This window comes from Chryseobacterium panacisoli, from assembly GCF_008274625.1.
Classification (GTDB): Bacteria; Bacteroidota; Bacteroidia; order Flavobacteriales; family Weeksellaceae; genus Chryseobacterium; species Chryseobacterium panacisoli.
The window spans coordinates 550,167-571,912 of record NZ_VTRU01000003.1 but is presented as its reverse complement, the minus strand read 5'-3'; the positions used below and the strand labels follow the sequence as shown (position 1 = coordinate 571,912).

Genomic DNA, 21,746 nt, shown 5'->3' with positions numbered 1-21,746 from the left:
TGATCCGGTAGTTCAGCTGGTTAGAATGCCGCCCTGTCACGGCGGAGGTCGCGGGTTCGAGTCCCGTCCGGATCGCAAAAAATCTTCTATTTCTAGAAGATTTTTTTTTGTTTATTCCCTTGATAAAAATTGCTGCCTCAAAAATGGTAAAACTTTATCTACTTTTATATATTTAAACATAAATAAAAATGGCCGGAAGAAATTCCGGCCATCGTTGCTTTAAAGTATTGTTTATAATTTACTTTTTAATAATTTTTACAATAGTTTCAGAATTGTTGATTCTTACCAGATAAGCTCCGGTCAATAATGAAGTAACATCTGTTTGTTTATTGATAAATTTACCTTCTTTCATCAGCTGTCCGGACATATTATAAATCTGATAATAATAATCCTTATCATCTTTTGCTTCAATATATAGGATATCTTTTACAGGATTAGGGTATAAAATAAGCTTATCATCTTTTACTTTTTCCTCGATAACCGTTTTACTGAAAGCCGTTCTGGCCTGAAAACCTGTGTTTGGTGTTACAGGAATACCTGGCAGCGGACCTCTTGGAGTTCCAAGATCTTCCTGTTTCACACATCTGCAGCTCAAAGATGCAAAGGGATCTACGTCGGTGTTTTTTACATTGTTTCTGCTATAAATATCAAAATACATATAAGTAGATCTTCCTGTCATTTCACCGTTCAAATTAGCATACCATATTCCTCCTGATGCGCCAACAGCTGTACTTAATGCGCCTGCATACATTACACTTCTGCTTCCTCTGCTAACGGCCTTTGGATAATTTCCTATATTATATAAACTGTTGGTAAAGGAGTATCCTACCGTTTTACCCCAGAAACTTGGTGCTGTTACGCTATAGATAGGCGCTCCGTAATAACCTGCTTCTGTACCGTCAATAGTTCTGAGTGCTTCAGGATTGCTTTTCAGACTCCAGGGAGAAGTTTTGTTTGAACCTTTACCTAACACTTCGGGAATTCTCCATCCATTCGGACAAGGGTCAAATACAGACTTTTTACCACCTATTCCCCATCTTTCATCATATAATCCCTGATATTGGGTATCAAATAACCAATCTGAAGCAAGAGTATAATGAGGCGTGTTATCTCCACGATACGGATATGCAGTCACCGGCATCATTAATTTTAATGGATTTGCAACGGAATATCCAAGAATTTTTTCTATTCTCACATCTATTTTATCTGTTGCAGTAATGCTGCTCTTGTACGTATTGTAGTTTACAATATTACTTGAATTATAGTTTGCCTCTGTAAAAGTTGAATACGTTACAGCACCACTATTATTGGTAGTACCTAAGAATATATTGTATTTAGTACCATTAATATTATTGAATATAGGCAGAGGATCTTTTCTTCCCCATTGATAATGTAGTCCTTGTGAACCGTTGAGCTGATTTACCTGAGCGACAATAGTTGGGTTATATGGACTTGGCATTGCCTCAACAGCCCCTATGTTCCTATCCATAATAGTGGTTTTCAGGATAGTTCCGTATTGGGTATAATTTACATAATTATCAGTGGTGATAGGGGTATCGTTTACATGGGTAAAGGAATTTACGGATGTATTGGTCACCCAGATATGCCAGCTCCAGTATACAGGATTGCTTATTGAACCATTGTGTAAGGTCAGTACAGCATTTCCTGATTGGTTTGCATTTACTTTCACATTGATATTTGCCTCTTTGGAAGAAGTATTGTCGAGGGTTAATTGTGTAATTAAACCTGGATTATCCGTCCAAAGTATATTTGCTTTTAAGTCATTAAAACTTGTTGTATTAAGAATCTGAGTATTTCCTAAATAATTACTCTGTACGGAAAAAGCTTTACTTACCGGTACCGAAACGATCTGATCTGCAGTAGATTTTGTAAGCATATAGGTATTAGGGTTGTCTAATCCTGTTTTATAGGTTTCAGTTTCAGTAAAGAAGGTCGTATCGAATTTATAATTATTTTTTATAAATAACGGATCTTTAATACATCTGCACGCATGTGCGTTGTTGGTTGAATAATCATCGGAAGGCCTGTAACTATACAAACCATAAACATTAGGATAATTGGCAGCATCAGGTCGGTAGTTATTGACGATCTGGTCAGCAGCTGGAATTAATCTTAATGAGCTTGCTAATGATGAATAATTACCAAAAGTAGTCATTGTAGATGTCCATAGGTAAGTTTCAAGCTGATCCGTAAATGTTGCTTTAGTATGATATCTGGCATCTGAAGCGGCTCCTCTTCCAATCCATCCGGTTCCCGGGAATATCCCGATATTGTTGCCAGCTACATTCGTCATATCGAAACCATACTGAGGATATACTTTTATACCAGCAAGATATCCTTTTAAATTAGATAATCCTGGAGGAATATTTGACTGAACTCCATTCAATGCTGATAATGGACTGTTTACTTTAGCTCCAAAAGGTGTAAAATCCATTCTTACGTTTTTGGTTGAAGATGCAACTAAAACCGAAGGTAGTCTCCATCCGTTAGGACAAGGGTCATAAGATGATTTATTTCTATAGGGCTGTGGCACTGAAATATCGGCTGCCTGTACTCCCTGAGAGTTATCTGACCATAAGTTAACTTTACTTAACTCATTAGTCTGTAATCCCGGCACCTGTCCAAACCAGTTGTAATAGTAAGGAATATTACTAATCGTTCCATAAACGGAAGGAGTAGTGGTATTATCATCATTAACGTATATCAGACTTAAAGGGTTTTTAACCGATGATCTAATATTGTCCGTTATGTTTGCAGCTGATTTATTTACAAATAACCTCAGATCATTAAAATTTTTATAATCATTAAAAGGACTGTTGGTAAATTTTAATCTTGGTATTGCATCATCATAAACAACTTTCCCTAAGCTTCCTGTAACCTGATAAAAACTGGTATCAGTGTAAGTTAAAGAAGGGAAAGGATCTTTTCTTCCCCATTGGTATAGAAGTCCTCCATTTCTGTGCCATCCATTTCCATTAAGGGAATTTCCTATTGCACCAAGGTTTCTGTCCATCCATCCCCATTCAGAATTAGGAATAGTCTCTACAGTTCCGTCGCTTAACTGTCTTTTTACATCATCATAACTTTTATAGGTAGAGCCATTTGTTGGGTCATCTGTTACCCAGACATGCCATGACCAGAACACTTCTCCATTTACCTTAAAAGCAACAACCGCATTTCCTTTTTTTACTTTGTTTACAGGTACTTTTATTTTTGCATTTTCATCTGATCCTATAATGTCCAGAGTATAATTTTCTTTAGATTTTATCAATCCCATAGTATCTTCCCACAAGACATCTGCAGTTATAGGTCCGGAAGGTATGTCGATTCCTTTCATATAATTGCCGCTTCGCCACATTTCGTAGGCTTTTTTTACAGGGATATAAAGCCCGTCTACATCATTGCCATCTTTATCTTTACCTGTGAAAATGTAGCTGTTAGGAGCTTTTGTCCAGTCTGCTACTGTATTGTCAGGCTGTGCTCCGGCATTGATTGCGAAGCAGTTATTTGAGCAGTCTGCTGAATCATATGCTGTTGTATTTCCAAAAATACCTACATACTTTATGAATTTTTTGATTTCAGCTTCTACTTCCGAAAGGGGCCTCATCGGTCCGTTCCAGTCAGCACGCACTTTTCTGTTTCTGATGGCTCCGATACCATATAATGATGCTTGAGGAGTATTGCTTAAGAAAAAATTTTCAGAGCCGGGTCCTCTTTGTTTGTCATATAAAGGAGGGTAACCGAAATCGTTCACTGTATTATAATTGCTTAATGCATTTACAGTGATATACTGTCCGGTAGATTTATATACCCTGAAACCGGTTATTTCGCTTACAACAATAACTACAGGCTCCTGGTCCGCAATAATGTCGGTCAGTTTCTCGTTGATGTAATTGTAAAGGTTGTAATATCTGTTAACTAAAGCATTAGGGTTTGTAAAATCCAGATATCCTCTACCCCAGGGTTCTCCGCCCTCCTCAGGAGGTAAAAACCAGTTACTGAAGTTAATAAAGAAGCCTGAACTTGAAAACTTGCCTGCAAATACATACACAGGGTCATGATAAGAAAACTCAAAAGGGCTTGTATCACTGCCCTGGTAGATGTATTTCTGTGAGCTGACAATCGTCCCGAGATTATTAGGATTTTCAATGTTGATGACAGGAGCATTGGTATTCGTATTATCTAATGTACCATTTGCATTGACTGATAAAACAATATCGTCAAGTTTCTTTGTCAAATGCTGTGATTTTACCCTGTCTTTTACACCAGAAACAGTTCCGTTAGGATTAAACAATACCGTACCGCTTTTTTTCGGGGTGAAAAGTATTGTGTATTCGTTTTCATCCAGCTCACAAGCTGTGGCTGTATAATCTCCGAATTTGTAATGGCTCACCGCCTTATTCCATGTGATGCCGGAGAAGCTGTTGGTTTCTGAGCCTAGCTCAACTTTTAAATTGTATGTACTGTTTACAGAAGCAGGCAATTCAAATGTTGCATTAAGATTTTCATCATACTGGTTACTGGCATACAATGTTTTACACCATGCACTGATCCATTCTCCCTGGGAATTCTGATATTTTACGGAAATCAGAATGTCACTGGTGGTGACAGGTTTGTGGAGCTGGCCGCTCATGACAACGGCTCCTTTTTCATTCGCATTTTGTGAAATTACAATCAAAGGATCCAGATCAAAATTGTAGGTCGTCACAGGAATGTAACTTCCCAAAATAATGGGGGAATTACGAAAATGCCATTCCGTGTCGCCCCGTGGAGAGGCATAAACGGATGCTGCTGAGCATAATACAGCCCAGATTGATAAGAAGGTTTTTTTTCTCATACACATGTTTTTTTAGATTAATATTTGATCCTATGAATAACTTGTATTCAAATTCTACGGTATTTGCAGATTCTCAATCATAGACTATTGAAGAAGTATAATAAAGTAGATCTACTTTAAAATGGTCGTTTGTCGAAAATTAAACTGTTAATTATTGTATCGAACTTGTAGAACCGATTATTCACTACAACCATTTCTTTTTCATTATGAAATCACGATAGGGAATCCAGATCAGATGAGTAAGTTGTTACAGCAATGCCGTTTTTTGGTTTAAATGATCATTCCTGGTCTGTCGGATCATGTTGCCTTGTGGTGGAGTATAGGCTGGAACAATAGAATATATTGCAGCCCGGATTGGAAATAAAGGTCTTTTTTCATGTTTGTGTTTCTAGGTTTTTAGTTTTTATTAAAAATAATTGATAATCAATTATACAATTATGCAAACTTACAATCAGAACAAATTAGGAAGAAACATTTCAGAAACAGATGTTTTTTAATGAGAAATTTCTAAAAAGTTTTTTGCGCTTTCCTTAATGTTTTTTGTTAAATGTTTGAATAAGATTATATTAATTTATTAATAACTATTATGTTTGCAAAGTTACTATATTAAAAAAAACACACAATGAGTCAAAAAAATCTGACTAATAACAGCTCTGCTGATGGGGAAGAAATATGCCCTGTACAGAAGTTTTTAAAAGCACTTTCAGGTAAGTTAAAACTGGAAATATTCATTCTTGCATCCAAATCAACTTTACGTTTCAGTAGTTTGCTGCGTGATATAGAAGGGGCTAATAAACAATCACTATCCATTGCATTGAGAGAACTGGAAGAAATGAATTTGTTGGAGAGGGTAGTCATCAGGCAGAAACCTTTGCACGTAGAATATAATCTTACTAAAAAAGGACAAGCATTGATCCCTATTTTTCAACAGTTGGAAGGTTTGGTATAAAAACGAAAAATTATTTGCCCTCAGGTAGAGCAGATGATAATTAAAAAGCCGGTTCGTTCAGAACCGGCTTATATTTATTTACATGAAGAGTTTAAAGGGTTGTTAAGATAATCTTTCCCTTGTGGCGGCTGTACAAAATAAGGTGTTCCATAAGTATTTCCCGGGCGGAAAAAGTCGGTGGAAATTACCTGGGCACCGCTGCTGGATGCTGCCTTAGATCGTGTAAAATCATTAGTTTTTGCTTCGTAGGTTTCAATATCTGATCTGGTTCTGACCATAAAGCCCTGTTTTACCAGATTCTGTATCTCTTTCTGCCTTACGATGGCGTTATCCCGAAGGATAAATCCTGCGAAAGAATCATCAGGTTCACTGTTCAGGAACATGACTCTTTCCTTTAATGAACCGCCTATGAGGTAAGGATTATTTTTTGAAGATAAAGTTCCCGCACTTCCGGGAAGCAGCATGAAAATGAATTTTCCTTTGCTGTCGTTCAGTTTAGGCCAGTTATTGTGGGTTACAGCTTCTCTGAGTGTAGGGTATTTACCCTGAACTTCTTTTGGAGTGATGATCTTGTCCTTTCCAAGGTATTTTACAATTTCTCCATCCAGATCATCGTAGGCTTTTTTATCAAAAGGCAGGACTTTTGTACTGTTTTCAAGAATCGGGAAACCTGAATCTTTGGCTTCGATCATCATAAAAACCGGAGTGTGATCAGGATGTTGATCAGACCATGTTTTAAGAGCGGTAAGCGCATCTTTCAAAGTTGGATAATGAGTTCTGAAATCAATATCTGCCATATGCAATACTTTAAAACCAGGCTTATCCATCCCTGTTGTATTAAAAGAAGCCAGATCTGTTACTCCTTTTGCCTTTAATATTTCATACGTGGCAGGATGGCTGAATCTGCCTCCTTCCGGGTCATAATAGACATCTATTTCCAGGCCTCTAAGATTGGCGTTGAGCTGTTCTGTGAAGTCAGGATGATTATAATTCAGTCCTTCTTTCAAGTCCATTCCGTAAGGGTGATACTCTTTAAATTTGGCTTTTTGCTCTTCAGACATCATCCTGTTGTATTTCTGCATCATTCCGCTGATGATAGGAGTTACCAGATCCAGCACTTTAGGGTCTGCGGGCTGTGCGTATGAATTATGAGTTCCTACAATCTGAAGTTGATTGATTCTTATATTCTGGCATTTATCCTGTGCCTGCAGCAGTGCTGTCATACAAAATGCAGCTCCATACATATACTTTTTCATATGAATAAAAACTTTTGATTAAAAATTAAAATTGAATCCCAGCTGCCCCCGTATTCCTGAGTAAGAAATATTTTCTACGCGATCTTTTGTTCCCATATAATAGCGGTTGGGTTCATTAAAAATATTGTTCAGCTCTATAAACAGACGGACTTTCTTTGTAAGACTGTAAGAAGTGGACAGATCTATCGTAAAGTTTTTATCAAAATACTGATAATGATCTGCACCTGCAGCGGCTCTGATTTCGCTTACATAATTTCCTTTATAATTTCCGGCCAGACGGATCATGAGTTTACTGGTTTCATAGAACAGAATGGTATTGAAAATATGTTTTGCCTGATTGGGGATTGTGGTAGACATGGTTCCGGTCTGTTTGCCGTTTTCGTACACCGGCATATTCATTTTGGAAGAGATATAGGTGTAATTCCCTTCAAAACCAATATTTTTCAAAAATCCGGGCAGATTTTCAAAACGTTTGGATATTCCGAATTCAAAACCGAAAAGCTTTGCTCCTTCCAGGTTTTTAGGAGCTGTAAAAGTATAAGTTCTTCCTGCGAGATCTACCACAGACTGGTCTTTATAGATAAGATTGGTAATATCTTTATAGAATACTCCGGCCGTTATCAGATCCAGTTTTCCGAAATAGTTCTCAAACATAAGATCAAAGTTATTTGAAAACGTAGGATCCAGTTTGGTATTTCCCTGGGTGATGGTGTTGGTAATATCATTGACGATGGTTCCGGGGTTCAGATCATTGAAATCCGGCCTTGCAAAAGAACGGGTGTAGGCCAGTCTCAGGATGCGGTCACTGCTGATATTCCATTTCATATTCACCATAGGAAGCACTACATTATAAGTTTTATTGTCTTTAATGTCTTCTGTTTTATTGTCTTTATCAGAGATTACTTTTTTGCCCCAGAAGGTAACGTCATTATATTCATTTCTGAAACCTCCCAATATCTGGAGCTGGTCCGAAATCTTCCAGGTTCCCATCAGATATGCCGCCCATACATTTTCAGTACCTCTGTAGGAACTTGTAATATTCGAATTGCTGTCTTTGCCGCTCACCTGCATCAGTCCCAGACTGTTTTGTGTACCCGGATTGTACATCTGATCGATCTGCGCATTGGTAATCTGATCGATGATTACCGCATTGTAAGGATTGCCCAAAGGGTTCATAAAACCTCCTTTATATTGAAAAGCTTCACGCTCAAGCTGATTTAGATAAGTGACCGGAGTTCCTGGAATCCCCAATGATGATTTTGGCATCCAAACAAGCACAGAACTGTTGACGATCTTGTTCTTATTGTTGTATTTGCTCCCGAATTTAATTTCAAAATTATCAGCAGCTTTATATTTAATATCAATTTGCCCTCTGAGGTCGGTTTCACTGTTGTGGTTCTGGCTCAGGATAATCTGATTCAATTTGAGTTTATCTGCTGCAATTGACTGTTGGTTATAAGGCAGGGTATATCTTCCGGTATCACCAATGCCATCCGGAGCATCCATCGCCATATACTTTCTTCCGTCAGTAGAAAGATTCCCATAGGTCATGGCTTGTGTGAAATTAATAATAGGGTAGCCTCTTTGATCTTCTTCAAGATTGTCAGGGGAATTGAATTTAAACTCAGAGCGTGCTTTGGATAAGGACCAGTTCACCTCCATACGCTGTCCTACCTGATGATTGCCGCCTACCTGCATAGAATAAAGGTCTGTAAGATAATCCGCATGCCGAGCCTGAAGAAGAACATTTTTACTGTCAAAATTAAAATAGGTTTCCCTTACAGATTGACCGTCTTTATATTGGCTGTATAGTGCTTTTGCATATAATTTATTTCTGCTGTCTATCTCATAATCCAAGCCTAAATTGAATCCCAGCGTTCTCCGGTTCGCCAGATAATCACGAAGTTGAAGCTGATTGATGGAATAAGAGGCTGTTTTATCTTTCAGTCCATAGTTATAAATATTTCTCATCTGGTCAATAGCCGTAGAACGCTCCCAGATCACTGCTGAGGTAATGAATTTCAGCTTATCGGTAATTTTATTTCCATAGACAATAGATGTGTTGTAACTTGGAGATTTTGACATGTTGACATATCCGGAAGCCATACTTACAGCCAAAGTTTCTTTATTGGGTGAGGTTTTCGTGATAAAATCCACATTTCCGCCAATAGCATCTCCATCAAGATCCGGAGTCAGGGCTTTGGACAAGCGGACATTCTGAATAAGTTCTGAAGGGAAGATATCCATCTGAACTCCACGGTTGGCATTGTCACCGCTGGCACTTGGCATTCTGTTGCCATTCAGGGTGGAAGAGGTCCATTGTATAGGCGTTCCTCTTACGGCAACAAAACGTCCTTCACCCATATCCCTTTCAATAGATACTCCCTGCATACGCTGTACGGCATCTGCAGCATTACGATCCGGTAGTTTCCCGATGGCATCGGCAGACAGTACTTCTGTAATTGTGTTGGAGTTTTTCTTCATGGTAATTGCTCTGGCCTGTGATGCTTTATACACACTGGTAACCACAATTTCCTGAAGATTGTTTTCTTTAAACTTAGCTCCGAATTTAATTAAACCAAGGTCTACTTCTTTTTTATCGGTAACCGTAAAAGGAATATAAACATTATCATATCCCTTATATTCCACAACAAGCTTATAACTGCCGTCATAAATAGGAGTAAGAACAAAAGAACCATCGGTATCGGAAGTTACCTTCTGTCCGCTGTTTTCAATATAAACCAGGGCGTTGGGAAGGTTTCCCTGGCTGTCTACTACAGTTCCGTGAACGCTGGTTTGTGCAAAGGCCAAAGGCCCAAGAAGAAAAAATGCTGTTTTTGTTAAAAAAAGTCTTTCTCGTGACATCCTTATAAAGTTTGGTGCAAAGATGTCAGCTCCCTCAAAAGTTTTGGTTCATTTAAATTTTATGCAACTTCTTCTGTTGAGTTCGAGGTGAACTGTGTTGTAAATCAATAAGTTGCTAATGTTAAATAATTGTAACTAATGAACAAGCTGAGAAGGAAGACAATCGAATTCCTTTTTAAAATATTTATAAAAAGTAGATTTGGATTTAAAACCACATTGAAATGCAAGATCTGTAACACTGGCTGAAGGATCTTCCGATAAGATCTGTTTAAAGTGCTGTATACGGTTTCTGTTGGTATATTCGTGAAAATTGGAATGAAGATGTTTATTAAAAGTAATGCTTAAATCTGCCTTGCTTATTTTCAGATAGCCCGAGAGCTGATCTAAAGTAAATTCCTCATCCAGATAATCATGACTTTCCTGATAGAAAGAAGTAATGGCACTTTGCACAGAGTCAAAATCTATTTTTGAAAGATCTTTATACAGATAGGTTTCTTTAGGGGCAGAAGAATGTGATATATTTTGCTGTTCCTGAAGTTTGTGCTGGTACGTTAAAATATAAACGTACAAAATCCATCCGAACTGGAAGAGAAAAAGAAGGCTGTAGATTTTCTGATAAATCAGAGTATCCCATCCCAGTTTGTAAACCGCCCAGAATATCAATACTCCCAACAATACATAACCCACAAGATAACGGAAATTGCCGGCTGCAGGATGAGTAATGTTTTTGCGGTATCTTGTCAGTAAATAAATACATAAAACAAGGCACGCAATCCAATAATAACTGTAATAAACAAAATAGGATTTGTATGAACTGATAGCCAGATCTGCCCAGGAAAGGCCCAGCATCTTTGCAGAAAGTGCAATGGCATGATGGATGACAACCAATGTTAGCGGAACGATAAGGTATTTAAGCTTATCTCTCCATTTTGCATGAATTAAATGAGTAGCGATATAGAGAAAAATAAGCCCTTTAAAAACGCGAAGACTTCCCGGAATTTCATACAGTACAGATTCATAACCGAATTTTTGGATGATGAAATATTCATATCCCATATCCAGCGTGACCACTCCGATATACAATAGCAGCATATTCAGTACAGATTCCCTGTTTTTGATAAGAGACAGCAGCAGAGTAAGGGTGATAAGTGCCTGTAGTACAACTACCATAATGATGTATAACATGATAACTGATATTTTCTCAAAATTATAGATAATATGGGTATGGCATCTTTAACAAATTATTAAATATCAACTTGGAAAACAGACAATAAGTAAGATATAAATTCTGACAGGTATTTTTTCCGATTTTGTATATTGAGTGGATATTGCTATTTTAGCTAGTAAGCATAAGTTGGATGTCAAAAAGAAAATTTATTACTACAGATTCATTCCACTTCACCTTCACCAATCACTGATACTATAATTCATGAAAAAACAATTTCAAAACTGGACGCTCTTTTTTATTATTGGGATCACCGCGATCATTGCCGGATTGATTGCTTCTATTATCCTGATGAATGGATCCTCGGCTCCTGATGGATTATTCGGAATGTATATCCTGTTCAGCCTCATTCCCATATTACTCGTGATTATCATAGATCGGATTCTCGTATGGAAATTCGGAAATAAAAATGTCAATAAAGTTCAGTTTTCAATACTGCTTTTGATCGTACTCTTATGGATTGTAAGGTTTGTAGTGAATCTGATTATATAAATTAGTCCTATGAAAAAATTATTGCTGTTCTGTATTATCATGATCTCTGACGTGTATTTCGCGCAGCCTTTTACCCTGAAATCTACAGGAGAAGCAAAAGAGTTCAGGCTCACGCTTTATTACGGAGCGCAAGGCAAAGGAGCTTTTGTGCAGTATACAGGGAAGAAAGAAATCATCCCTTTACAGGTAAAAAGTTTTAGAGTGGATACTGACGGGAGAAACGATGGACAGCCGGATATCGAGTATTACATTTGGAATGAAATGATTGAAGGGAAAATAAATGGAGTGTATAGGTTTGAAATCATGCATCATCAGACTTCAAACATTAGCTATACAAGAGGAAAAGACAACAGAAAGTTTACGCTGGAAATGGTTGAAGATGAAAAAAAGTACGACGGAAATGGCAAATATCTCCTGCATGGGGCTTTACTTTCGTTTAATCATTTTTATAATAATCATTTTACCATTACTTATCCTGACGGGAAAACAACAACTATAGAGCTTTCCGCTCCTGATAAACCTTCTTTTGTCAGACAGAGCATTATAGAGGATTATAACTTTGACGGCTATGATGATATCGCATTCTCTGTTCCTGATGATGGAATGGGTGTGTACAGGATGTTTGATGTTTATCTCTACAATACTGGAAGCAAACGTTTTGAAAAACTTAAAGAGCCGGATTATTCCCGTTCAAGCTGTTCATGCCTTTGTGATGTGACTATAGAAAAAGATAAGAAGCTTTTAAAAACAGGATGTAGAGGAGGAGCAAGGTGGCATCAGGACATCTACCGCTTCGGTAAAAAAGGAACTTTAGAGTGGGTTGCCACAAAAGAACAGACAGAAGAATAATGTTTCTGTTCAACGTTTGAAAACACCCTTAAAATCTATATTTTTATAAAACTTTCCAGCTTTAACTCCTCATTTTCAGTGATAAAACCTCCGTTTTTTTACGGTATTTTTGATAATGTCTTTTGTGATTCAATTTTAGGTCTGATATTTGTACTGGGTAGCCAAACTAAATGGCCGATTTATTTATGAAAAACATATCTGTGAAAAAATCCTTTCTTTATGCATGTTTATGCGCAGTTTTTCTTGTTTCCTGTAAAAAAGAAATAGACAAAATAAGCGATACTTTTAAAGATACTGTGTCTGCTTCGGAGACCCCGGAGGTAGAAAAGGACTCTATAAAGAAAGATTCTGTTCCTGTGGTAAAGAAAGAATCTGTTCCACCTGTAATGCAGGAAAATGGTTTTTATAATGCTTTTGTTCTTCCAAAGGATAAAAAGATGCGTGATTCTATCTATGCAGAATACAGCAAGAAATACAGTGTAGAAGAGCGTACTGCTATTTTAGCTTTAAACAGACTGGACTCTAAAAGTAAATGGAATGCCGATACACTGGTGGTTCCCGCGAAAATAGATACAACTTTGATGGCGTATTCGCCATTCCCAATGCAGTTAGATGTATTAAGCGGAGTGAAAAAGTTCGTTATCTTCTCTTATCCTATACAGGCTTTTGCGGTATATTCCAATGGAAGCCTTGTGAAATGGGGACCTACAAGTATGGGGAAAAAAGCTGCTCAGACAACAAGAGGGCTTACTTTTGCCAACTGGAAAAAGAAGCTGGCTATTTCCACAGTGAGCACAGAATGGAAGCTTCCCTATAATTTTAATATTCACAATATAGGAGGGATCGGATGGCATGAATATACACTTCCGGGATATCCTGCTTCACACTCATGTCTTCGATTATTGAGGAAAGATGCCCAATGGCTGTATTCCTATGCAGATACCTGGATACTGAATCCTGGTGGTGCTACGACTAAAGCTAAAGGTACGGCAGTAATGGTATTCGGAGATTATAAATGGGGTGGAAGAAAGCCGTGGAGAAAGCTTTTAGATGATCCTAATGCCAACAATATATCCGTTGAAGAACTTACAAAACTCCTGGAACCGGAAGTTCCGAAAATGCTGAAAGAACAAAGTAACAGAGAAAAAGTAGCAGATTCTATCAAAACGGCAAAAGCAATGGCTACACCTATTCAGAATGAAAAGCCTGTAGAATCTCCGTCTAATTAATTTTCTTTTCAAACTGCAGAGTAGATTCTTCAGCAAATTTTCTCAGCTTAAGCATTTCATCTTTCCCTTTATGCTGCCCGAATCTTGCAGCGATATAAGTAAGAAGAATAAAAAATAACATGATAAAAGAAGCGCTTAGTGCCCAGGGGTATTCAGCGCTTTTTATTTGTTTCTCTACGTAATACATAGTGAAGAAAGTCATCCAGAGAATAGAAAAAGTAAAATACAGGAACATGAAGAATGTCCATACCGCCGAACTGGGACCAAATACTCCGCGTATTGCCGTATGCTCGTCTTCCATTTCTATCCTTAATGCAAGGCAGGGCTTCCAGTAGTTGTCGTATTCTGTTTTTATCCAGATAGTAGCAACTTCCTTATTGATATTGCCTGAAAACTCATCTTTATGCTCTTCCATATATTTTTTCAGATTTTCAGCGTACTCTTCCTTGGTGAGATGAGTAAACATTTTAAATCTTGGCCGGGTTCTTATTCTGTCTAAGGTACTTTCTTCAGTATTCATATTTTTATTCTTGATATGGAATGGGATCCTCCAGAGCGAAACTCAACGTCAGTTTTTGATTTTTCCTTTCAATAACCATGTTGATATTTCTTCCTTCATTTGATTTCATCAGTTCTACAATTTTTTCAAGAGTCATATCTGATGTTCGTTCTCCATTGATGCTTATAATTTTGTCATCTTTTTGTAAGCCGGCTTTATAAGCGGGAGAATCTTTTCTTACTCCTGCGATGGAAAATATAGGTTTCAGACTGAATTTATATTGAAAGGCATCTTTATAAACTTCATTTACTACGGTAGCTGATTTTTGAGTTTCAATATTTATCTTGTCCTGCTGCCATTCCAGGCCGTCCTGTTTGAAATCTAGACCACTCATATTAAAATGGAAAGGATCATCAAAATATCTGTTTTTTCTCAAATATAGCTTTTGGTTGGGATAATCAAAAATTACAGTAAACCTTCTCATAATTTCGCTTCCCACTGAACCTTTTCTGCTTTCCACTAATTTGACATGCTGGATAGAAAATTCATCTGGCATAGCAGTAAGAGGTTTTTCAAATTTAAACCTTCCAAGATAGAAATTATGAATACGGCTTCTTTTACCATAAATATCTCCATTGAAACCACGGCCCAGAAAATCATCAATATTGGGTCTGTTGTAGACAAAATTTTTAATAAGAGTAGGGAAGAGCCAGATCGCATCACTGTTTCCAAGGTCAATCAGAAGTTTAGAATCTTTCTTTTCATTCGTCATTTCCACACCGGCATAGAGATAAGGTTTGTCTTTTTCAATTGTGATTGGGAACTCTTCAAATCTTTTGGTTTTCTTGTTTAGAAGATCAGCATTTTCATAAACTGTTATTTTCTTTGAGGCATAATCAATGTAAATAGGATGATCTTTAAAAAAATGATATCCGATAACTCCATTGACGGGAATTCCTACATGAGGTGAAATATTAAATTCTTCATCAATAATGATATAGATAGACATGGAAGTATTGACAATTTCATTTCCTATTTTACCCAAATTGCGTTCAGATTTTAAGCCGTCAATACTTAAACTTCCCCCAAGACCGGAAAATTTGACTTTTTCAACATTGCTCAATTTGAGTTCTTTATTCTCCAGACTGAAAAGTATGGTTTCCGAAACCCCTGTATCCAGCAAAAAAGTAAGCTCAGCACCATTGACATTGATAGGAATGAAGATAAGATTGTTGATAAACTGAAAAGGAATCACCGCTTTTTTAGTATTAATCAACTCAAAAGAATTTTGGGCATTTATAAAAATGCTTAGAAATAATCCCAGTAAAAGCAACTTAAATTTCATTTACTGAATTTAGTGAAATTATCGTTATGATAAAAAAAAACATTCCAAAAGCTGGAATGTTTATATAAACTACAATGAATTGTATTTGTTTGTTGAAAATGTTTAAAAAATGATTCTTTCTATTTGGAGAAAAATTCCATCAGATCCATATAATTCTTCTGATTAACGCCATGCCCGCTCATATATTCTCTGAAAGTGAAATAACAGCTGAGATCATACAGAAGATCAGCTGCTTTTCGTCCCCATTCAAGTGGAATCACAGCATCATCGGAACCATGTGAAATGAAGAAACGAAGTCCTTCCAGTTTCTTTTTATCTTTTACAATACCGTCCAGAATTTTATCTTCAGGATAGCTGCTTAGACAGGCAACATAATTGAATAATTCAGGATGTTTTAAAGCTAAAGCATAGCACAAGATTCCTCCCTGGCTGAAACCGCACAGATGAGCCTTGCTTTCTGTAAGTCCATAATGGTTGATGATCTTAAGCATACTTTCCAATACAGCATTTAAAGATTCCTTTGCCTGAGGAACATCAATAAAATTTTCGGGATCGTTGAAATTAATATCATACCAGGAATATCCTTCAAACTGAGTATCGCGTGGAGCTCTGAAACTTACAATGATCCAGTCATTGGGAAGTGTTTCCCTGAAGCTGAAAAGATCCTGCTCGTTACTGCCGTAGCCATGAAGCATAAAAAGAATAGGGGTATTGGAGGTAATATTTTCCGGTTCCCTTACTAGATAATCTAAATTCATAGAACAAAGATAATTAAATTACATTCAGAATCTTAACTTTTATTATTCATACAATGAACTTTAGCCGGATGATGCTTTATGTGTAAGGATTGTTTCTTTGAAGTGTATTTTTTGACTTTAGAGGCTGGTTTTTATTTTTGTTGATTTGATATTATTTGGAAATCTTTGTTGGAAAATTTTCATAAAAATTATTTTTATATTAATAAAAAACTTATATTTGAAACATTAAAAAATCTATTTGGAGAAATGAAGCAATTTTACAATTCAAAAAGTTTACTTAGACTTTCTTTTTTATTCGTTTTATTATTTTCTGTAATTACCGTTGTTAATTCTTGTAAAAAAGATGACGATGAAGAATTTAAGGATCATGTGGTTCAGTTTGAAGTGAAAACCACTACAGGAGGAAACATTATAAGTGTTGTAACACAGGTGGGCACGGCTCAGAACACGATATACAATACTCCACAGTCACCGGTAACTTCACCATGGACAAGCGGAGAATTCTTTGTGAACTCCAGCCAGGCACAGTTGAATCTTGATGCTAATGCATCAATGCCGGATGATAATTCTGAGTTAACGATCAATCTTTATATAGATGGAGAAGTTGCAAGAACTGTTAAGAAAAAAGGGAAAGGAGTATTAGTTGCTTCTATCGATTACAGTTTCTTAGAACCATAAAAATAATACAGTATTTATATACAAAAAACCGCTCTAAAAGCGGTTTTTTTATTTTTCAATCAATTGTTGCTGTATCGCAATATTAATAAGCTCTGTTGAGTTCTTGGCATGGAATTTCTGAAGCAGATTCTTACGGTGGGTGTCTACAGTAAGCGGACTTAAGAACAGCTCTTCGGCAATCATATTACTTGTTTTTCCCTGCGCTACCATCTGCAGAATCTGTTTTTCTCTTTTGGTAAGCCGCGGCATTGGAAGATCATGCTGAGAAGGACGGCTGATGATCTGTTTTGTCTCATTACAGAAAACAATATCTCCGGAAAGAGCACCTTTGATGCATATGACGAGTTCATCAATAGAAGTATTCTTGAGAAGATAACCACTTGCCCCGTTTTGTATAGACTGCATGATTATACTTCGCTCAGAGCGGTTACTGAACATGATCACTGAGGTATTCGGGGATATTTTCTTTATTTCTCTGCAGAGTTCCGTGCCGTTGCTATCGGGTAGTGTAATATCAAGGAGAATAATATCCACCATTTTTGATTGGATAAAATTGATGGTTTCTGCACCAGTCGTAAAACTTCCTGCTACGTTAAAAACAGGCTGGCTGTTTAGCATCATTCGAAGACCTTCGATGACAATTGGATGATCATCCACAATGATGATGTTTATTTTCTCATTCTCCATGGATGTTGAGTTCTATGTTAATAGCTGTTCCCTGATCATCAGAATGTATTTCCATTATTCCTTTCAGGTAGTTGACCCTGTTTTTCAGGTTACGAAGTCCCATACTTTTGGTGGTGTTTTCTATATTTTTATCAAAACCTTTTCCGTTGTCTTCAATGGTGATCAGAAAATTTTTGCCGGATTGGGAGCATTGAAGCAAGATGCTGCTGGCTTCTGCGTGTTTTATAGCATTGGCCAATAATTCCTGTACAATTCTGTAAATATTAAGCTGAATATTTAAAGGCAATGTTTTACTAATATCTATAGCCTGAAAATCAATTTCCAGGTTTTTTCTACTATAAAATTCACACAAATCATGCATGGCTGTTTCCAAACCAAAATTAAGCAATGATTCAGGCATTAAATTTCTGGCTACATGCCGGAGTTCACTCACAGAATTGTCCAGCTGGCCTAAGATTTTATAAAATTCCTGATCCTTTTCAGGGTGGAGATGAGTGGAAGACCATGTAGAAAAATTGATTTTAACCCCTGCAAGCATTCCGCCCAGACCATCATGTAGGTCTCTTGCAATACGTTCTCTTTCTCTTTCTTCACCATCCAGAATAGCTTTGGTCAATGATAGTTCTTCCTTTTGTTTAATATCTTCTATTTTCTGTTCGTTTATTTTTTTATTTTTTCTGAAAATGACATACAGAAAGGCCAGAAGGCTTAATGCTAACAGTAAAACAAGACCCATTCCCCATAGATAAGAGTTCTTCTTGTTTACCTCCAGATCCTTTTGGTTTTTTTCAGCATTTAAAGTCGCTATTTTCCTTTCTTTTTCAGCAGCATTGAACTTAGATTCAAGTTTGTTGATTTCAAGCTTCACATTCTCGGTGTTCAGGCTGTCATTAAGTTTAGAATATTTCTGTTCCCATAGAAGTGCTTCTCTGGTATTTCCTGTTTCTTCATTGAGCAAAGAAAGCTGCTTATAAAAAGTTTTCCTGTTGTTAAGATCAATAGCTAAGGACTTTTCCGTTAAAACATCCTCCAAAGTAGTTTTGGCTTCCTTATATCTTTTAAGTTTCTTTAAAATATCATACTTATTGAAATAAAACATCTGAGCCAGAAGATTTTGATTGAATTTTTTTGCATAAAAGATCCCTTTTTCAATCACCGGGAGTGCTTCTTCATTTTTTTGCCGGGTAATATAAAAAAGTGTTTTACTGTAATAATAAAATGCATTGGAGGAAGATTCCGGATAAGGGCGAATGAGCTTTTCTGCTTTATGTAAAAACTTTTCAGCTTCATCTCCATTCGCCTGATAGCAGAAATTGTTGGCAGAATTGAGATAAGTGAAAAATAATTCAGCGGATTCCGGATATTGTTTTTCAAGGATTTTCAATGCTTTGTTGTTGTAATCTTCAGCTTTTTTAAACTGGGCATTGTAAGTAAGAATCACTGCAAGCTGAGTGTATAAGAAACCTAAATTTCTGCTGTTTTTATATTTTTCAACCAGAGGAATACTTTTTTCAAGCATTATCTTAACCAAAGGGATATATCCTTCCTTATCCTTTTGAGAAACCCCGTAGCTGTACCAGGCCAGTGCCTGAAAAAAATCGGATTCTTCACTTTTAAATTCAGATAAAGATTTGATAGCCTGCTGATAAGATATACCCGCTTTCCTTTTGTTCCTGTCCAGGTTATACTGCCCTTCGTAATAATAATATTTTGCTGAAAAGAAAGGGTTGCTTCGGGCCAGTATTTTTCCATTTGCAAGATATTTTTTACTCAAAACAGAATCACTGTTTCTATAATAATTTGATAAAAGGAAAGAAGCTGTTGCTTTTGAAGTATCGGGAAAATTTCCCTTTGTAATACTCTGCAAGCTGTCTATATAAGATTTCTCATTAAGCGGAATGATTTGCTGGGATTGCAATTTAAAAAATAAAAATAGGCTTAATAGGACAAGTAATCTCTTCATTATGGATCAATTCTGAAAAATATTTTTTTAAACGTTCAATTTAATTAAAAAAAATAGCATAAAAAATACCTGAATTTAGGTAGAAAAAATTACTGATTTTTCAGGATTGATAGAGATAAATGATGCTCATAGCTTTGCAAACATCAAATCATGAATCATAGAATATTTAATATAGTAACTAAAATTTAAACAAAAAGATTATGAAAAAAATGAGAATGAATCAGCTGTTAAGAGGTGCATTTGTTGCAGTAATAGCCGTAATGCTTATTGGATTTACAGCTTCATGCAGTAATGATGACGATGACAACAATGTGAATGGAGCAGGAAAAAGCCATAAAGTGGTTTTTAAAGCCATCGCATCTTCGGGAAGTAATATTGATGTAGCGGTGTACGGAATTGACGGTAACCCTACTACAGCATCAAGTCTTAGCGGATCAACGTGGAGCAGCCCTGAAGTAACATCAGAACCGGGGGCATACAGTGCTAATGTTGCAGTAAATGCTATCGGACCGGATGCTTCTGCTACTTTGAAGGTTCAGATCTGGGTAGACGGAGAACTGAAAAAGGAAGGAACTTCCAGCGGACAGTATTTATCAGCTTCTACAAGCTATACATTTTAATATCAAATTTTTAGGACGTAAAACAGGCGCTGAGATTCATCTCAGCGCCTGTTTTTTATGGTATTTAAGATTAACCTACCTTAACAATAAAGTAGCTTTTCTTACCTTTTTGGAGCAATAGGAATTTACCGTCAATAAGGTCAGTTTCATTAGCTGTAAAAGTATCATTTACTTTTTGCTTGTTGACAGAAATTGCATTTCCTTTAATTTCTCTTTGAGCTTCGCTTTTAGATTTTAGGAATCCTGATTTTTCAGAAAGAAGATCAATAATATTCACTCCTAAAACATCAGTTTTAGCAATTTCTTTCTGAGGAACTCCGTCAAAAACTTCAAGAAATATTTCCTCATCAAGGCTTACCAGATCTTTAGCAGTGGAACGTCCGAAAAGAATTTCAGAAGCTTTCAGTGCTTTTTCATATTCTTCTCTTCCATGTACCCAAACCGTTACCTCTTCAGCAAGTTTCTTTTGAAGTTTTCTTTCGTGTGCCGCTGTTTTATGCTCTTCGATTAAAGCTTCAATTTCTTCTTTTCCAAGGAAAGTATAGAACTTAATGAATCTTTCAGCATCATCATCCGTAGCATTCAGCCAGAACTGGTAGAATTTGTAAGGAGATGTTTTCTTTTTATCCAGCCAATAGTTTTCTCCGCTTTCAGATTTTCCGAATTTAGAGCCATCAGCTTTTGTAATCAAAGGAACCGTTAATGCAAATGCTTCACCCTGAGCTTTTCTACGGATCAGTTCTGTTCCTGTAGTGATATTTCCCCACTGGTCAGAACCTCCCATCTGTAGCTTTACATTGTTATTTTGGTATAAGTGAAGGAAATCATATCCCTGAATTAACTGGTAGGTGAACTCTGTAAAACTCATTCCGTCAACACCTGCGTCTCCGGAAAGTCTTTTCTTTACAGAATCTTTAGCCATCATATAGTTGACTGTGATATTTTTCCCTACATTTTTAGCAAAATCAAGGAAAGAAATATTCTTCATCCAGTCATAGTTGTTCACCAATTCAGCTTTATTGGGTTCGTTTCCGTCAAAATTTAAAAATTTTGAAAGCTGGTTCTTTAAACAGTCAACATAGTGTAAAAGAGTTTCCTCATCAAGAAGATTTCTTTCAGCCGATTTCCCTGAAGGGTCACCAATCATTCCTGTAGCACCTCCTACCAAGGCAATAGGTTTGTGGCCATGCTGCTGGAAGTGAGCTAAAATTTTTATCTGGATAAGACTTCCGATATGTAAAGAATCGGCAGTAGGATCAAAACCAATATATGCAGTAGTTACCTCTTTATTCAGTTGTTCATCGGTTCCTGGCATCATATCGGCAAACAGACCACGCCATTTCAGTTCTTCTATAAAGGAATTCATTGATTGTTAACTTTAAAATTTTAAGAAGCAAAGATAGTAAATTCAGAAGGAAGAGAAAAAGGAGAACCAGCAAATAAGCAAATTGATAAAAACCTGAAAATGCTTTG

General features: G+C 36.7%; 16 protein-coding genes and 1 tRNA gene. 7 read left to right on the top strand and 10 right to left on the bottom strand.

Features of this window, described 5'->3' with window-relative positions; all coding sequences use genetic code 11:
• Position 1 precedes the first annotated feature (1 nt).
• Positions 2–75 (top strand) — tRNA-Asp (locus tag FW781_RS15620).
• 163 nt (positions 76–238) lie between these two features.
• Here FW781_RS15620 and FW781_RS15615 read toward each other — a convergent pair.
• Positions 239–4,858 carry a T9SS type A sorting domain-containing protein gene (locus FW781_RS15615; protein ID WP_172625739.1) on the bottom strand — a complete coding sequence of 1,540 codons (4,620 nt, stop codon included), beginning with the start codon at positions 4,856–4,858 and terminating at the stop codon, positions 239–241.
• A gap of 622 nt (positions 4,859–5,480) precedes the next feature.
• Here FW781_RS15615 and FW781_RS15610 point away from each other — a divergent pair.
• Positions 5,481–5,807 (top strand): winged helix-turn-helix transcriptional regulator, encoded by a 327-nt coding sequence (locus FW781_RS15610; protein ID WP_149388272.1) that lies wholly within the window; start codon positions 5,481–5,483, stop codon positions 5,805–5,807.
• 74 nt (positions 5,808–5,881) lie between these two features.
• On the opposite strand, the gene FW781_RS15605 is transcribed toward FW781_RS15610, so the two are convergent.
• The 3 genes from FW781_RS15605 to FW781_RS15595 all read right to left on the bottom strand — a co-directional run bounded on the left by FW781_RS15605 (position 5,882) and on the right by FW781_RS15595 (position 11,113).
• Positions 5,882–7,063, bottom strand: coding sequence for a phosphatidylinositol-specific phospholipase C domain-containing protein (locus FW781_RS15605; RefSeq protein ID WP_149388271.1), 1,182 nt, complete (start codon positions 7,061–7,063; stop codon positions 5,882–5,884).
• A gap of 18 nt (positions 7,064–7,081) precedes the next feature.
• Positions 7,082–9,928 (bottom strand): TonB-dependent receptor, encoded by a 2,847-nt coding sequence (locus FW781_RS15600; protein ID WP_149388270.1) that lies wholly within the window; start codon positions 9,926–9,928, stop codon positions 7,082–7,084.
• Positions 9,929–10,063: 135 nt separating this feature from the next.
• The gene (locus FW781_RS15595; protein ID WP_149388269.1) at positions 10,064–11,113 is read right to left on the bottom strand and encodes an AraC family transcriptional regulator; all 1,050 of its coding nucleotides are present in this window, start codon (positions 11,111–11,113) and stop codon (positions 10,064–10,066) included.
• 244 nt (positions 11,114–11,357) lie between these two features.
• On the opposite strand from FW781_RS15595, the gene FW781_RS15590 reads away from it, so the two are divergent.
• The 3 genes from FW781_RS15590 to FW781_RS15580 all read left to right on the top strand — a co-directional run bounded on the left by FW781_RS15590 (position 11,358) and on the right by FW781_RS15580 (position 13,723).
• Positions 11,358–11,645: a hypothetical protein gene (locus FW781_RS15590; protein WP_149388268.1), complete on the top strand. Its 288-nt coding sequence runs from the start codon at positions 11,358–11,360 to the stop codon at positions 11,643–11,645.
• Between the two features lie 9 nt (positions 11,646–11,654).
• The gene (locus FW781_RS15585; RefSeq protein WP_149388267.1) at positions 11,655–12,494 is read left to right on the top strand and encodes an XAC2610-related protein; all 840 of its coding nucleotides are present in this window, start codon (positions 11,655–11,657) and stop codon (positions 12,492–12,494) included.
• Between the two features lie 185 nt (positions 12,495–12,679).
• A complete protein-coding gene (locus tag FW781_RS15580; RefSeq protein ID WP_172625738.1) occupies positions 12,680–13,723 on the top strand; it encodes a L,D-transpeptidase in 1,044 nt (347 codons plus the stop codon).
• Here the strand turns inward: FW781_RS15580 and FW781_RS15575 are convergent.
• From FW781_RS15575 to FW781_RS15565, 3 genes are all read right to left on the bottom strand, one after another.
• On the bottom strand, positions 13,716–14,243 hold the full coding sequence (locus tag FW781_RS15575) for a hypothetical protein (RefSeq protein ID WP_149388266.1): 528 nt from the start codon (positions 14,241–14,243) through the stop codon (positions 13,716–13,718). The genes FW781_RS15580 and FW781_RS15575 overlap by 8 nt on opposite strands.
• A 4-nt stretch (positions 14,244–14,247) precedes the next feature.
• Positions 14,248–15,567, bottom strand: a complete 1,320-nt coding sequence (locus tag FW781_RS15570) for a PDZ domain-containing protein (RefSeq protein ID WP_149388265.1) — start codon at positions 15,565–15,567, stop codon at positions 14,248–14,250.
• 119 nt (positions 15,568–15,686) lie between these two features.
• Positions 15,687–16,325: an alpha/beta hydrolase gene (locus FW781_RS15565; RefSeq protein WP_047381019.1), complete on the bottom strand. Its 639-nt coding sequence runs from the start codon at positions 16,323–16,325 to the stop codon at positions 15,687–15,689.
• A 246-nt stretch (positions 16,326–16,571) separates the two neighbouring features.
• On the opposite strand from FW781_RS15565, the gene FW781_RS15560 reads away from it, so the two are divergent.
• A complete protein-coding gene (locus FW781_RS15560) occupies positions 16,572–17,003 on the top strand; it encodes a hypothetical protein (RefSeq protein WP_223601703.1) in 432 nt (143 codons plus the stop codon).
• Between the two features lie 48 nt (positions 17,004–17,051).
• On the opposite strand, the gene FW781_RS15555 is transcribed toward FW781_RS15560, so the two are convergent.
• Both FW781_RS15555 and FW781_RS15550 read right to left on the bottom strand, forming a co-directional pair.
• Entirely contained in the window at positions 17,052–17,690 is a 639-nt protein-coding gene (locus tag FW781_RS15555) for a response regulator (RefSeq protein ID WP_149388264.1), read from the bottom strand.
• Positions 17,680–19,653, bottom strand: a complete 1,974-nt coding sequence (locus FW781_RS15550; RefSeq protein ID WP_149388263.1) for a tetratricopeptide repeat-containing sensor histidine kinase — start codon at positions 19,651–19,653, stop codon at positions 17,680–17,682. Before FW781_RS15550 ends, FW781_RS15555 begins: the two co-directional genes overlap by 11 nt.
• A gap of 200 nt (positions 19,654–19,853) precedes the next feature.
• Here FW781_RS15550 and FW781_RS15545 point away from each other — a divergent pair, with 200 nt between their 5' ends.
• Positions 19,854–20,273: a hypothetical protein gene (locus tag FW781_RS15545; protein WP_149388262.1), complete on the top strand. Its 420-nt coding sequence runs from the start codon at positions 19,854–19,856 to the stop codon at positions 20,271–20,273.
• 70 nt (positions 20,274–20,343) lie between these two features.
• Here the strand turns inward: FW781_RS15545 and tyrS are convergent, their stop codons facing one another.
• Positions 20,344–21,639, bottom strand: a complete 1,296-nt coding sequence (tyrS, locus tag FW781_RS15540; protein ID WP_149388261.1) for a tyrosine--tRNA ligase — start codon at positions 21,637–21,639, stop codon at positions 20,344–20,346.
• Positions 21,640–21,746: the final 107 nt, after the last annotated feature.

Coding starts and splice junctions, on each gene's coding strand:
- FW781_RS15605 (WP_149388271.1), bottom strand. CDS start 7,063: ATGAAAAAGTATATGTATGGAGCTGCATTTTGTATGACAGCACTGCTG.
- FW781_RS15595 (WP_149388269.1), bottom strand. CDS start 11,113: ATGTTATACATCATTATGGTAGTTGTACTACAGGCACTTATCACCCTT.
- FW781_RS15555 (WP_149388264.1), bottom strand. CDS start 17,690: ATGGAGAATGAGAAAATAAACATCATCATTGTGGATGATCATCCAATT.
- FW781_RS15565 (WP_047381019.1), bottom strand. CDS start 16,325: ATGAATTTAGATTATCTAGTAAGGGAACCGGAAAATATTACCTCCAAT.
- FW781_RS15610 (WP_149388272.1), top strand. CDS start 5,481: ATGAGTCAAAAAAATCTGACTAATAACAGCTCTGCTGATGGGGAAGAA.
- FW781_RS15585 (WP_149388267.1), top strand. CDS start 11,655: ATGAAAAAATTATTGCTGTTCTGTATTATCATGATCTCTGACGTGTAT.
- FW781_RS15545 (WP_149388262.1), top strand. CDS start 19,854: ATGAAAAAAATGAGAATGAATCAGCTGTTAAGAGGTGCATTTGTTGCA.
- FW781_RS15570 (WP_149388265.1), bottom strand. CDS start 15,567: ATGAAATTTAAGTTGCTTTTACTGGGATTATTTCTAAGCATTTTTATA.
- FW781_RS15590 (WP_149388268.1), top strand. CDS start 11,358: ATGAAAAAACAATTTCAAAACTGGACGCTCTTTTTTATTATTGGGATC.
- FW781_RS15580 (WP_172625738.1), top strand. CDS start 12,680: ATGAAAAACATATCTGTGAAAAAATCCTTTCTTTATGCATGTTTATGC.
- tyrS (WP_149388261.1), bottom strand. CDS start 21,639: ATGAATTCCTTTATAGAAGAACTGAAATGGCGTGGTCTGTTTGCCGAT.
- FW781_RS15550 (WP_149388263.1), bottom strand. CDS start 19,653: ATGAAGAGATTACTTGTCCTATTAAGCCTATTTTTATTTTTTAAATTG.
- FW781_RS15575 (WP_149388266.1), bottom strand. CDS start 14,243: ATGAATACTGAAGAAAGTACCTTAGACAGAATAAGAACCCGGCCAAGA.
- FW781_RS15560 (WP_223601703.1), top strand. CDS start 16,572: ATGAAGCAATTTTACAATTCAAAAAGTTTACTTAGACTTTCTTTTTTA.
- FW781_RS15615 (WP_172625739.1), bottom strand. CDS start 4,858: ATGAGAAAAAAAACCTTCTTATCAATCTGGGCTGTATTATGCTCAGCA.
- FW781_RS15600 (WP_149388270.1), bottom strand. CDS start 9,928: ATGTCACGAGAAAGACTTTTTTTAACAAAAACAGCATTTTTTCTTCTT.